The organism is Halomonas sp. 18071143 (assembly GCF_019211725.1).
Lineage (GTDB): Bacteria > Pseudomonadota > Gammaproteobacteria > Pseudomonadales > Halomonadaceae > Vreelandella > Vreelandella stevensii.
The window spans coordinates 1,351,321-1,364,343 of the sequence record NZ_CP078120.1 but is presented as its reverse complement, the minus strand read 5'-3'; the positions used below and the strand labels follow the sequence as shown (position 1 = coordinate 1,364,343).

The window sequence follows — 13,023 nt, the reverse complement described above, 5'->3', positions numbered from 1 at the left end:
CACTCACCTCATCTGCCTGCTGGCGTCCAACAATCTGATCAAAAACACCCGCCATACTTAAAACTCCCACTCAATGCCCTGCAACGCCTGCTCACTCAGGGAAACCAGCGGCACTTTGAATACCCAATCGCACTGTTCATCATCGGTAATGACCACGTCCTGAACATCCTGCCCGGTTATCTCAACCCCAGCTTCCCGCGCCATGCCCAGCCAGAGTGCCAGGGTTTCCAGGTCATGGCTGGGCGGCAGGCGCTCGGCGAGCTCCAGTAGGGTGAGTGGGCGCCCTTCTGCCGCCAGCAGCGCCAGCGTTTCCTGCACCAAAGCGTCGCGGTCGAGCCCGTCCAGAGAATCCCAGAACTCAGTCTCGACATCGCTCAAATCGCTCGTCTGCTGAGCCAAATCCAGCGTCTCGTCCTGCTCGTTTTCCAGCACCTTGAAACGCAGCCGCTCGATCACCGATAAGTTGCCCAGGGCAAAGCCCAGCGGCGGCAGCGCTGACACCTCTGAACGGCGCACTTTCTGGCGCTGCCAATCCAGCGCCTGAGCGGTATGAAAGATATCATTGAGCAACTGCCCGACGCGGTGGTGTTCGGCCGCCAAACCGGTCTTGAGGAAGCCTTTGACATCCTTTTCACTGCGCGCTCTGGCTTGTAATACGGACTGACTTTCCAGAACCAGCCGCATGCCCAGCTGTTTAAGATCCAGCCGCTGTAGCCGACCAAGCGCTTTCCCAGCAGCGGGATGGACGAGAATAGTGCGTAGCTGCTGGCGCATCATATCCAGCGCGGCGGTTTGGCGTAGCTGTTGCAAAAAACTATCGAACACACGGCCCTCTGGGGTGTCCAGCAAAGCCTCCTGACCATCCAGCAAGCGATCGACAATATCCCCCCGATGATACTTCTCGGACATGATCGATTGGCGCAGTTGGCGATCCGCCTCTCGCCAGGAGTCTTCCACTCGCCGAAAATCGGCACGCAGACCGGTGGCCAAATGAAAAACTTCTCTTATATTTTCAATAGCTTGCTGCTCAGAAAGCACCGGTACATGACCAGCCTCCGCGTCGGCCAATTCGCCCTCCAGCTGTTGGATTTTGCGCCGAATCGCTGCTTTGCGACTCTCAGGATTGGGGTTGAGGCTTACTTCCAGGCTTTCGATTTCACGCTGCACCACCGACAGCCGCGACGCAGTTGAGGTCATGATGCGATTGTCCAGCGAATCGACAAACTGAATCGCCGACGACAAGGCATCCGTGGCATACAACCGTTGACCACGCTCAGTGACCAGCCCCCGACGTATCCACTCGCGCAGCTCACGCCCAGCCTGCTGTCGCGTATTGTCAGGGTCAATGGCGTACTCATCCTGCTCGGCATAACGCCCCAGCATTTGCGACAGCGCCTCTAGCGCGTCTGACTCGGCGATACCATCTTCGCTAAATTCAAACAACGAGGTCAGGCAGCCCAGCACCAGGGGCGCTCGGGGGGATGCCAGCAACAGCCAGGCAGGGTGCTGTTTCCTGGCTGCGATATAGCGACGCGTGCGTTGCTGGGGGTTATTCTCCATGCTGATCTCTGAGTCAGTGCATCTTGTAAACCGTGTTTACTCCAACGTTGCCGCCTAAACGTTTACTGTTGGGAACGAGCCGCATGATAACGATTGATGGCACTCAGCACGCCTTTCATGGAGGCGCTGGTGATGCTCTCGTCGCTGCCGACGCCAAACACGGCCTGGCCGTCGATACGGACTTCGACATAGGCAATGGCTTCCGCATCGGCGCCCTGGCCTCGGGAGTGCTCGTGGTAGTCGATGATCTCCACGTCGTGACCCTGGGCGTGTAGCGCTTTGACGAAGGCCGCCAGCGGGCCGTTGCCCTGACCGCTCAGCAGATGGCGTTCGCCCTGCTGCTCCACGACGGCTTCCAGGGTGACGCGGGGGCTATCCGGCTCGGAGACCAAGCGGTGGTTGACCAGCGCCAGCGGTGCCTGCCGCTCCAGGTACTCTTCCAGGAAGGCCTGATAGATCATCCGGGAAGTGATCTCGCGGCCCGTACGGTCCGCCACTTCCTGCACCACCTGGCTGAATTCGATGGAGAGCCTGCGCGGTAGCTCGATGCCATACTCCTGCTCCAGCAGGTAGGAGATGCCGCCCTTGCCCGACTGGCTGTTGACGCGAATCACGGCTTCGTAGCTGCGCCCGACATCCATGGGGTCGATGGGCAGGTACGGCACGTCCCAGGGGGCTTCGGGGTTGGCGCGACGCTCGGCCATGCCCTTCTTGATGGCGTCCTGATGCGAACCGGAAAACGCCGTGAACACCAGGTCGCCCACGTAAGGATGGCGCGGATGAACCGGCAGCTGGTTGCAGTACTCCACTTCGCGCATGATCGGCGTGATATTGGAGAAATCGAGCTGAGGGTGCACGCCCTGAGTGTACATATTCATGGCCAGCGTCACGATATCGACATTGCCGGTACGCTCGCCATTACCGAACAGGGTGCCCTCGATTCGGTCGGCACCCGCCATCAGCGTCAACTCCGCCGCCGCCACGCCGGTGCCGCGGTCGTTGTGCGGGTGCACGCTGACGATCAATGTATCGCGCTTTTTCACATGGCGGCAGAACCACTCGATCTGGTCGGCGTAATTGTTGGGCGTGGCCACTTCGACCGTGGCCGGCAGGTTGACGATCATCCGGTTGTCAACGCTGGGGCCGAAGGTGTCCATCACGGCTTCGACGATCTCCACGGCGAAAGGCATTTCCGTGGTCGTGAACAGTTCCGGCGAGTACTGGAAGGTCCACTGGGTCTCCGGGTTGGCGGCCATCAGGTCACGTATCTGCGCCGTGGCGTCCACGGCAATTTGCACGCACTCAGCCTTGTCGACGTTGAACACCACCCGTCGAAACATCGGGTCGGTGGCATTGTAGACGTGCACGATGGCACGCTTGGCGCCCTTCAGCGCCTCGAAGGTGCGCTCGATCAGATGCGGCCGTGCCTGGGTCAGCACCTGGATGGTGACGTCGTCGGGAATCTTGTCCTGCTCGATCAACGAACGCACGAAATCGAAATCGGTTTGCGACGCAGAAGGAAAGCCCACTTCGATCTCTTTGAAACCGATCTTCAGCAGCATGTCGAACAACCGCTGCTTGCGCTCCTGATCCATGGGGTCGATCAGCGACTGGTTGCCATCGCGCAGGTCGACGCTGCACCAGATGGGCGGCGTGTCGATACGCTGGCCGGGCCACTGACGGTCGGGCAGGTCCACCGCCACGAAAGGGCGATACTTTTTCGAAGGGTCCTTCATCATCATCGTGGCTCTCCTGTTATTCGTCGCGGTCAGGCTTTGCTTGGCCAGGCTGTGCTAGACCAGGCTTTGCTTGCGCGGCCGCCTGCAGGGCGGACTCCATGCGATCCAACTGGCTGCGCAGTGCGCGCACGTCGTCACGCAGGCCCTGTATCTCTGCAGCTTCGCCTTCTCCGCTTTCTAAATCAATCTGTGCGCTCTCTTTCTGCATCACGTCCAGCACGATACCGATCATCATATTCAGGAAAATGAACGCATTCAAAAAGATGAAGGTCAGAAAGTAGATCCAGGCATAGGGGTAGTGCTCCATGGTGGGATACAGCACCGCCGTCGCCCAGCTCTCGAAGGTGGCCACCTGGAACAGCGTCAGCATGGCCAGCGCAATGTTGCCCCACAGCTGCTCATCCACGGTATGGAAAATGAAGCTGCCCACCGCCGCATAGATATAGAAGATGATGAACATCAGCAGCGCTACATAGCCCATCCGTGGAATGGACTTGATCAACGCCACCAAGAGCAGGCGCAGCTCGGGAATCATCGACACCAGACGCAGCACCCGGAAGATGCGCAGCAGGCGCGCCAACAGCACCATCTCCGAGTCGTCCATAGGGATGAGGCTGGCCGTGACGATCAGGAAGTCGAACACGTTCCAACCCTTTTTGAAGAAGTTGGTCAGATTGCGTTCGGCGGCCATGCGAATCAGCAGTTCCACCAGAAAGAAGATGGTGACGGCGATGTCCAGATAGATCAGCCACTGCTCGAACTGACTGACCTCATCATAGGTGCGGGCACCGATGGTCAGGGCAGACACCACGATGATGGCGATCACCACGGTCTCGAACAGCTTGTTGCTGCGCAGCTTTTCAAAGCGCGCCTGCCAGGTAGTAAAGGATGCACTCATGGAACGGGGCTTCTCGGAAACGTTGAATCGGCACACTTTATACCAAAAAGGGCCGCCTTCCACCTGCTGGATACAGGGGAGTTTTGCTGCTCCGGCTAGTGGTCGATACCACTTTCGGGTAAGCTCCCTGTCGGTTTTTTGGCCTGTAACGAGGTACAACTATGCGGCGCCTGACAAGGCTATCGATACTGTCGCTGACGGCCCTGCTGATGGCGGGCTGTGCTGACCCCAAAATTGATACGAGTTCGATGCCCGCAGCCGTGGTGTCCATCGAGAAAGTCCGCGATTCGCTGCCCACTTACAAGCGCGACGAGTTCGACCAGGCGTTGAAGATCATCGCCATGTCGTCTTTCAGCGGGATGAGTGCGCTGCAACCCGGGCGCATGAACGCAGCTGAAATCGCCGAGTCGGCCAACGCCTACATGCACGGGCTCACCGGCGACCAGGTCATCGAGCGAGCCGACGAGATGCTGCGCCAGCGCCGTGCCCGAGAGCGTGACCAGGCCCTGCGCACCTTGAGCCGCCTGGAAGAAAAAGAGGCCAACGCCGAAGCCGCTCAGCAGCAGCTGGCGCAGGTGACTATCGACAGGGCGCGCTACTATCTTGCTTCCAGCCCATTCGGAGCGCTGGAGCCGGTCATTGAACTAGAGGTCAGCAACGACTCCGAGGAGACCATTGCCGAGCTGCAGCTGCGCGGCGTACTGCGTAGCGCCAACCGCGACGTTGCCTGGGTAGACGAGACGTTCTACTACGTGATTTCCGGCGGCCTGGCGCCGGGTGAGCGCGCCACCTGGAGCCTGGCACCCAACCGTTTTGGCCCTTGGGGCAACGATCAGATACCCCGGGATGTCCAGCTCACCCTCACGTTGAAGGGCGTGAAGGATGCCCAGGGCCAACGGCTGTGGCACGCGCCTACGCTGACGGAGGCCGAAACCGAACGGCTGGCAGCCCTGCGGGCCGAGTACGGTAGCCTGACGCCCAGCACCGAGAGCCCTTCGAGCTGAACAGGGCGGCCAAACGCCGCCCCGTCATCACTAGACAGGATCGATCAGCTCGGCCTGGGAATAGCCCAGCAGATAGAGCACGCCATCCAGCCCCGCCACGCCTAACGCCTGACGCGCCTCGGCACGCACCAGTGGCTTGGCGCGAAACGCTACGCCCACTCCCGCCTTGGCCAACATCTTCAGGTCGTTGGCCCCGTCACCTACCGCCACCGTCTGCGCCAGGTCGATACCTTCACGCTGGGCAATCTGCTCCAGCAGCAGCGCCTTGCGCTCGGCATCGACGATGGGCTCCTGGACTTCGCCTGTGACCTTGCCCTGCTGAATCACCAGCTCATTGGCGTGGATCTCATCGAAGCCAAGCCGCGCCTGCAGGCCACAGGCAAAATAGGTAAAGCCACCGGAAAGGATGGCAGTGCGGATACCCTGATGGCGAAGATTGGCCATCAGCCGCTCGACACCGTCCATCAGCGGCAGCTCGGCCGCAATGCTGGCCAACACCGACTCATCCAGCCCCGCCAGCTTGCTCATCCGCTCCCGGAAGCTGGCCTGAAAGTCCAGCTCGCCGCGCATTGCCCGCTCGGTGACTTCAGCCACTTCGTCGCCCACCCCGTGGCGGCGCGCCAGCTCATCGATCACCTCGGCCTTGATCAGGGTGGAGTCCATATCGAAACAAACCAACCTGGGAGCCCCCAGGTGGCGCCGGTCAGGTTGCACCACCACGTCGGCCCCCAGCGTTTCCCCCAGCGCCAGCGCCGCCTGACGCAGCTCCCGCCACTCGGCGGGAGCGCCAGCCAAATGCAGCTCCAGGCAATCCAGCGGCGCGCCTTCTGCCACCTGGGCCAACGGCGTGCGCTGCTGCTCCTGCAGGCCGAACCGCGCCAGCAGTGCCGCCAGGGGCGGCTCCATGTCGGGTGTCCAGCGTGGTGCCAGTACACTCATCACCACATCGGCTACTGCTTCATCACCGCGTGCCATCGGTCACTCCCCTGCTTCTAGTCGTTCAACTTTTTGGAAACCGCGCGGCAACTTGCTGCCCCGACGCCCACGTTCACCCCGATAATAAGCAAGGTCATCGGCCTTGAGCGTCAGCTTGCGCTTACCCGCATGAATGATCAGCTCTCCGCCTTCCGGCACAATGGCGATATCACGCAGGAACTCTTCGCGCCGCGCCGCCCGGGGGCCGGGGATATCGAGCATCTTGTTGCCCTTGCCCTTGGCCATCTCGGGCAACTGGTCCAGCGGGAAGAGCAGCAGCCGCCCTTCATTGGAAACCGACGCCACCCACAGCGATTCGCCTTCCGGCACCTCCACGGGCGCCATGACGCTGCAGCCCTTCGGCACGCTGAGTACCGCCTTGCCCGCCTTGTTCTTGCCGGTCAGCGCCTCCAGGGGCGCGACGAAGCCATAGCCACCATCGCTGGCCAGCAAAAAGCGTCGCGTGGGCGGCGCCAGCATCAAGCCCGCCATCTGGGCGCCCGCCGAGACATTGGCGCGGCCGGTGACCGGCTCGCCCTGCCCTCGGGCGCTGGGCAGGTTGTGCGCTGGCAGCGTGTAGGCACGGCCAGTATCGTCCAGCAGCACCAGCGGCTGATTGGTCTTGCCCCGGGCCGCCAGGCGGAAGCTGTCGCCCGCCTTGTACGATAGCCCTTCAGGGTCGATGTCATGGCCCTTGGCCGCACGGATCCAGCCCTTGTCGGACAGCACCACGGTAATCGGGTCGGCTCCCAGCAGCTCCACTTCCGAGAGCGCTTTCGCTTCGCTGCGCTCGACCAGCGGCGAACGGCGCGCATCGCCGTGCTCCTTGCCCGCCGCGCGAATCTCTTTTTCGATCAGCGTGGTGAGCTTGGCGTCGCTGCCCAGCAGGCCTTGCAGGGTCTTGCGCTCTTTCTCCAGCTCGTCCTGCTCGCCGCGAATCTTCATCTCTTCCAGCTTGGCCAGGTGGCGCAGGCGCAGCTCCAGAATCGCCTCGGCCTGCCGCTCGGAGAGGCCAAAAGCGCTCATCAGGGCAGGTTTGGGCTCGTCCTCTTCGCGGATGATACGAATCACTTCATCGATGTTCAGGTAAGCCGTCAGCAGGCCTTCCAGAATGTGCAGGCGATCTTCCACCTTGCCCAGCCGATGCTCCAGGCGACGGCGCACCGTGGCACGACGAAAGCGCAGCCACTCGCCCAGCATGTCATTCAGCGGCATGACCCGTGGCCGACCGTCCAGGCCAATCACGTTCATGTTCACCCGCACGTTCTTTTCGAGGTCCGTGGTGGCGAACAGGTGAGCCATCAGCGACTCCACGTCCACACGGCTGGAGCGTGGCTCGATCACCAGTCGGGTGGGCTCTTCATGGGTCGACTCGTCGCGCAGGTCGGCCACCATGGGCAGCTTCTTCGCCTGCATCTGCGCGGCGATCTGCTCCAGCACCTTGGCACCACTGACCTGGTAAGGCAGCGCGGTGATCACCACGTTGGCCTCTTCTCGCACGTAGCGAGCGCGCAGCTTCACCGAGCCACGGCCGCTTTCATAGAGCTTTTGCAGGTCCGCTTTGGGGGTGATGATCTCGGCATCGGTGGGGAAATCCGGCGCGGGCACGAACGCCATCAGCTCGGCCGTGGTGGCCTTGGGGTTGCGCAGCAGATGGCAGGTGGCATCGACCACTTCCGATACGTTGTGCGGCGGAATGTCCGTGGCCATGCCCACGGCAATGCCGGTGCCGCCATTGAGCAGCACATGGGGCAGACGAGCCGGCAGTACCACCGGCTCCTGCATGGTGCCATCGAAATTGGGCGCCCACTCCACGGTGCCCTGGCCCAGTTCGCTGAGCAGCACGTCGGCGAATTTGGAGAGCTTGGCCTCGGTGTAGCGCATTGCCGCGAAGGATTTGGGGTCGTCCGGGCTACCCCAGTTGCCTTGGCCATCCACCAGCGGGTAGCGGTAGCTGAACGGCTGGGCCATCAGCACCATGGCTTCGTAGCAGGCGCTGTCGCCGTGGGGGTGGAACTTGCCCAGCACGTCGCCCACGGTACGCGCCGACTTCTTGTACTTGGCGTTGGCGTGCAGCGCCAGTTCACGCATGGCATAAATGATGCGCCGCTGCACGGGCTTCATGCCGTCACCGATGTTGGGCAACGCGCGGTCGAGAATGACGTACATCGAGTAGTCGAGGTACGCTTTTTCGGTGTAGTCGCGCAGGGACAGACGCTCGACGTCGCCCTCCGCTACCTGAATATCCATGGTCATCGGAGGTTATACCTCAATGTCTGCGAGGTTGCCGTAATCTTCCAGCCACTTCTTGCGATCGCTGGCACGTTTTTTCGCCAGCAGCATGTCCATCATCTCCAGCGTGCCGTCCCCCTCGCTCAGCGTGAGCTGCACCAGCCGGCGGGTCTCCACGGCCATGGTGGTTTCACGCAGCTGTAGCGGGCTCATTTCGCCCAGCCCCTTGAAGCGCTGCACGTTGGGGGTGCCGCGCTTGCTGGCCAGTTGCTTGAGAATGGCGGCCTTTTCGCTCTCGTCCAGGGCGTAGTGCACTTCCTTGCCCAGATCGATCCGGTAGAGCGGCGGCATGGCCACGAACACATGGCCTGCATCCACCAGGGCGGGGAAGTGCCTCACGAACAGGGCACACAGCAGCGTGGCGATGTGCAGGCCATCCGAATCGGCATCGGCCAGGATGCAGATCTTGTGGTAGCGCAGCTTTTCCAGGTCGGCACTGCCGGGGTCGGCGCCAATGGCCACCGCGATGTCGTGGACTTCCTGGGAGCCGTAGATATCGTGGGTCTCGACCTCCCAGGTGTTCAGAATCTTGCCGCGCAGCGGCAGGATGGCCTGGGTTTCGCGGTTGCGCGCCTGCTTGGCGCTGCCCCCGGCCGAGTCCCCTTCCACCAGAAACAGCTCGCTCTGGGCCGGGTCCTGGCCCGAACAGTCGGCCAGCTTGCCCGGCAGCGCGGGGCCCGAGGTGACCTTCTTGCGCGCCACTTTCTTCGATTTCCGCTGACGCTGCTGGGCAGCGCTGATCACCAGCTCGGCCAACTGCTCGGCCTGCTCCACGTGGTGGTTCAGCCACAGCGAGAACGCGTCTTTCACCACGCCGGACACGAATCCGGCGATGGTACGCGACGATAGCCGCTCCTTGGTCTGCCCGGCAAACTGAGGGTCGAGCATCTTGACCGACAGCACGAAGGATGCGCGCTCCCACAGGTCTTCGGCGGTGAGTTTGATGCCCCTGGGCAGCAGGTTGCGGAATTCGCAGAACTCCCTCAGGGCATCCAGCAACCCCGCCCGGAAACCGTTCACATGGGTGCCGCCCTGGGGCGTGGGAATCAGGTTGACGTAGCTCTCCAGCAGCGCTTCGCCACCTTCCGGCAGCCACTGAATCGCCCAGTCCACGCCATGCTCGTCATCATTGAAGTGGCCAACGAAAGGCTCCTTGGGAAGCACCTCGTAGCCATCGGTGGCTTCGGCCAGGTAGTCGCGCAGGCCATCGGCGTACGCCCACTCGGTTTTGGTGCCGTCCGGCTCCACCAGCGTGACCGCCAGCCCCGGACACAGCACCGCCTTGGCCCGCAGCAGGTGCTTCAATCGTGAGAGCGCAAGTTTGGGGCTGTCGAAGTAACTTTCGTCCGGCCAGAAGCGCACCAATGTTCCGGTGGCACGCTTGGCGGCCTTGCCGATCTCCTTGAGCTCTTCGACCTTTTCGCCGTGTTCGAAGGCAATGGCGTGGCGTGCGCCGTCCCGGGTGACCTCGACCTCCAGCCGCCGCGACAGCGCATTGACCACCGACACGCCCACGCCGTGCAAGCCGCCAGAAAAGCGATAGCTCGACGAGGAGAATTTGCCCCCCGCGTGGAGCTTGGTCAGAATCAGCTCGACCCCCGAGACACCGTGCTCGGGATGCAGGTCGATGGGCATGCCGCGCCCGTTGTCCTGCACTTCGATGGCGCCATCGCCGTGCAGCACGACGCTGATGGCCGTGGCATGCCCAGCCAGCGCTTCATCGACACTGTTGTCGATGACCTCCTGCGCCAGGTGATTGGGCCGCGAGGTATCGGTATACATTCCAGGGCGCTTGCGCACCGGCTCAAGCCCGGAGAGAACCTCGATGGAACTCGCGCCGTACTGAGAAGCATCAAACTGGGTCATGTAACGTCAGTTCCTAAAAATACGTACTGTCGGCGGCGTGCGCCACCGACAAAAGGGCACAGGATAGCGGAAAAGCAAAAAGCTGTATATCCAGCCATGAAAAACGGGCGCCACGCATCTCTTAGCCGCGCGGCGTCTGCTCTGCCGCCCAGAACGCTTCGATCAGCCCACGGCTGGAAGCGTCCAAACGCGCCAGCTCGCCGTCGCCTTCGATGATGGCCTGGGTGTCGGTGGCAATCTGCTTGCCCAGCTCGACGCCCCACTGGTCGAAAGGATTGATGTCCCAGATCACCGCCTGCACGAACACCTTGTGCTCGTAGAGCGCAATCAGCGCCCCCAGGGTGGCGGGCGTGAGTTTGTCCAGCAGCACCGTGGTCGAGGGCTGATTACCGCGATAGCGCTTGTGTTCGGGGCGCGGGCCGTCCTCCTCCAGCGCATCGTCCCCCAGCATCAGCACCCGCGACTGGGCGAAGCAGTTGGCCAGCGCCAGCCGATGCTGGGCCTTCAGGTGGCGGCGAGTGTCCGGGTCTTCGACCTCGTCGTAGCGCTTGAGCGGGGCAATGAAGTCGCAGACCACCGGCTGGGTGCCCTGGTGCAGCAGCTGATAGAACGCATGCTGAGCATTGGGACCCAACTGCCCCCAAAGCACCGGGCAGGTAGAGTAACTCACCGCCTGGCCCTGGCGGGTCACGGATTTACCGTTGGACTCCATTTCCAGCTGTTCCAGATAGGCGGCAAAATATTCCAGACGCCCGTCATAGGGCAGAATCGAATGGGCACGAATATCCAGAAAGTTCACGTTCCAGATACCCGCCAGGCCCAGCAGCACGGGCAGGTTGTCGGCCATGGGCGCCGTCTTGAAGTGGGTATCCATGGCGTGCGCGCCCGACAGCAGCGCACGAAAGTTCTCCATGCCGATCACCAGGGCAATCGGCAGGCCAATGGTGCCCCAGAGCGAATAGCGCCCCCCCACCCACTCCCAGAACATCAGCTGGTGGTCCGGGGTGATGCCCCACTCGCTCATTTTTTCCGGGCTTGCCGAGACACCAATGAAGTGCTGACGCACGACCAGTTCGGCACTGATGGTGTGCGCCTGAGGGGCTTCGCCAGCTTCCGCATGCCGGGACAGCCGTCCCAGCAGCCAGTCACGGGCGGTGTTGGCGTTGGACAGCGTATCGATGGTGGTGAACGACTTCGAAGAGAGCACGAACAGCGTCGTTTCCGGGTTGAAACGCGTCAGGTAGTCGGCCAGCTGCGAGCCATCCATGGTCGAGGCAAAGTGCACCTCGACGGGGTGAATATCGCTGGGGCGATAATCGGCCAGCGCGTGGGTCACCATCAGCGGGCCCAAATCCGAGCCGCCTACCCCCAGGTTCACCACGTGACGAATCGGCTTGCCGGTGGCACCGCGCCACTGGCCTGCGTGCAGGCGCTGCACCAGGCGCTCCATCTGCGCCAGGCTGTCGTGCACGGCCCCGACGATGTCTTCACCCTCCACCTCCAGCTGGGCATCGGCGGGCAAGCGCAAGGCGGTATGCAGCGCCGGGCGGTTTTCGCTGACGTTGACCCGCTTGCCGCTCAACAGCGCTTCGATGGCCCCCGGTACGCCCGCCTCTTCCGCCAGACCCAGCAAATGCTCCAGGGTGTCGTCATCCCAGCGCTGTTTGGAGAGGTCCAGCGTCAGCCCCGCCACGTGATGGGTGAAGTGTGACCAGCGCTCGAGGTCGTCACCAAACAGGTTCTTCAGATGGATGTGACGAATCGCCTGGGCATGCTGGGTAAGCGTTTGCCAAGCGGGTAGCGTATCGGGAGTTGCCTTTGCTGAAGCCATGTGCCCTCTCCTGTGGCGTCGTTCCGTGAGGCAGGAATCTGTGATCGACGGGCCTGTTCTGGATTAACAAGGGCGCGTAAACTAGCGAGCCTCATTAACCAGCCTGGCTTGCCCATGAGTGATGCATCTTACCGCGACGCTATCTTTTCAACACCCCTGGATAAGGTGGCAAGGTTCTCTTTTGATGAACAGGTCGTCGCCTGCTTTCCCGACATGATCCGCCGCTCGGTGCCCGGCTATGGCCAGATCCTGGGCATGCTGAGCCTGATCGCCCAGCGCCATTTGCGCCACGGCGCCCATGTCTACGACCTGGGCTGCTCGCTGGGGGCCTCGGGCCTGGCGCTGGCCGGGGCCATGCCCGCCGACGCGTTCCGCTATACCGGCATCGACCTCTCGCCTGCCATGGTCGAGCGTGCTCGCCAGACCTTTCTCGACGAGAGCCCCGATCACGCCATGCAGGTGGAAGAAGCCGACATCCGCACCTACGCGTACGCGCCGTCGGGGATGATCATTCTCAACTTCACGCTGCAGTTTCTGCCTCCCGCCGACCGAGATGCCCTGCTCAAGCGGCTGTACGCTGCCCTGGAGCCCGGCGGCGTGCTGATTCTCTCGGAAAAGACCATCGACGCCGATGAGCGCGACAATGCCTGGCGAGTCGAGCGCTACCACGACTTCAAGCGCGCCAACGGCTACAGCGACATGGAAATCAGCCAGAAACGCACGGCGCTGGAGAATGTGCTGATTCCCGACACCCTGGATGCCTTGCACGAGCGGTTGTCGCAGGCGGGCTTTCCGCGCTCGATGACCTGGTTTCAGTACCTGAACTTCACCTCGCTGATCGCGTTCAAGGAGGGCTGA

At 62.2% G+C, this 13,023-nt stretch carries 9 protein-coding genes; 2 read left to right on the top strand and 7 right to left on the bottom strand.

All coding sequences use genetic code 11. The annotated features are described in order from the left end of the window. Positions 1-57: 57 nt before the first annotated feature. The 3 genes from KVY02_RS06305 to KVY02_RS06295 all read right to left on the bottom strand — a co-directional run bounded on the left by KVY02_RS06305 (position 58) and on the right by KVY02_RS06295 (position 4,197). Complete coding sequence (locus KVY02_RS06305; protein WP_100730743.1) at positions 58-1,560, bottom strand: DUF3375 domain-containing protein; 1,503 nt, start codon at positions 1,558-1,560, stop codon at positions 58-60. A gap of 62 nt (positions 1,561-1,622) precedes the next feature. Next, positions 1,623-3,302, bottom strand: a complete 1,680-nt coding sequence (leuA, locus tag KVY02_RS06300) for a 2-isopropylmalate synthase (RefSeq protein WP_218314804.1) — start codon at positions 3,300-3,302, stop codon at positions 1,623-1,625. Between the two features lie 13 nt (positions 3,303-3,315). Further along, positions 3,316-4,197 (bottom strand): ion transporter, encoded by an 882-nt coding sequence (locus KVY02_RS06295; protein WP_218314803.1) that lies wholly within the window; start codon positions 4,195-4,197, stop codon positions 3,316-3,318. A 161-nt stretch (positions 4,198-4,358) separates the two neighbouring features. On the opposite strand from KVY02_RS06295, the gene KVY02_RS06290 reads away from it, so the two are divergent. Then, positions 4,359-5,201, top strand: coding sequence for a DUF6694 family lipoprotein (locus KVY02_RS06290; protein WP_100730741.1), 843 nt, complete (start codon positions 4,359-4,361; stop codon positions 5,199-5,201). A 30-nt stretch (positions 5,202-5,231) separates the two neighbouring features. Here KVY02_RS06290 and serB read toward each other — a convergent pair whose 3' ends face one another. The 4 genes from serB to pgi form a co-directional block, all read right to left on the bottom strand. Further along, complete coding sequence (serB, locus tag KVY02_RS06285) at positions 5,232-6,176, bottom strand: phosphoserine phosphatase SerB (RefSeq protein WP_218314802.1); 945 nt, start codon at positions 6,174-6,176, stop codon at positions 5,232-5,234. Positions 6,177-6,179: 3 nt separating this feature from the next. Next, the gene (parC, locus tag KVY02_RS06280) at positions 6,180-8,432 is read right to left on the bottom strand and encodes a DNA topoisomerase IV subunit A (RefSeq protein WP_016913416.1); all 2,253 of its coding nucleotides are present in this window, start codon (positions 8,430-8,432) and stop codon (positions 6,180-6,182) included. 6 nt (positions 8,433-8,438) lie between these two features. Further along, complete coding sequence (gene parE, locus KVY02_RS06275; protein WP_096923197.1) at positions 8,439-10,334, bottom strand: DNA topoisomerase IV subunit B; 1,896 nt, start codon at positions 10,332-10,334, stop codon at positions 8,439-8,441. Positions 10,335-10,455: 121 nt separating this feature from the next. Beyond that, positions 10,456-12,165, bottom strand: a complete 1,710-nt coding sequence (gene pgi / locus KVY02_RS06270; RefSeq protein ID WP_218314801.1) for a glucose-6-phosphate isomerase — start codon at positions 12,163-12,165, stop codon at positions 10,456-10,458. 114 nt (positions 12,166-12,279) lie between these two features. Between pgi and cmoA the strand changes: the two genes are divergently transcribed. Then, positions 12,280-13,023 (top strand): carboxy-S-adenosyl-L-methionine synthase CmoA, encoded by a 744-nt coding sequence (gene cmoA / locus KVY02_RS06265; protein ID WP_039177622.1) that lies wholly within the window; start codon positions 12,280-12,282, stop codon positions 13,021-13,023.

Coding starts and splice junctions, on each gene's coding strand:
- cmoA (WP_039177622.1), top strand. CDS start 12,280: ATGAGTGATGCATCTTACCGCGACGCTATCTTTTCAACACCCCTGGAT.
- leuA (WP_218314804.1), bottom strand. CDS start 3,302: ATGATGATGAAGGACCCTTCGAAAAAGTATCGCCCTTTCGTGGCGGTG.
- serB (WP_218314802.1), bottom strand. CDS start 6,176: ATGGCACGCGGTGATGAAGCAGTAGCCGATGTGGTGATGAGTGTACTG.
- parE (WP_096923197.1), bottom strand. CDS start 10,334: ATGACCCAGTTTGATGCTTCTCAGTACGGCGCGAGTTCCATCGAGGTT.
- pgi (WP_218314801.1), bottom strand. CDS start 12,165: ATGGCTTCAGCAAAGGCAACTCCCGATACGCTACCCGCTTGGCAAACG.
- KVY02_RS06290 (WP_100730741.1), top strand. CDS start 4,359: ATGCGGCGCCTGACAAGGCTATCGATACTGTCGCTGACGGCCCTGCTG.
- KVY02_RS06295 (WP_218314803.1), bottom strand. CDS start 4,197: ATGAGTGCATCCTTTACTACCTGGCAGGCGCGCTTTGAAAAGCTGCGC.
- parC (WP_016913416.1), bottom strand. CDS start 8,432: ATGACCATGGATATTCAGGTAGCGGAGGGCGACGTCGAGCGTCTGTCC.
- KVY02_RS06305 (WP_100730743.1), bottom strand. CDS start 1,560: ATGGAGAATAACCCCCAGCAACGCACGCGTCGCTATATCGCAGCCAGG.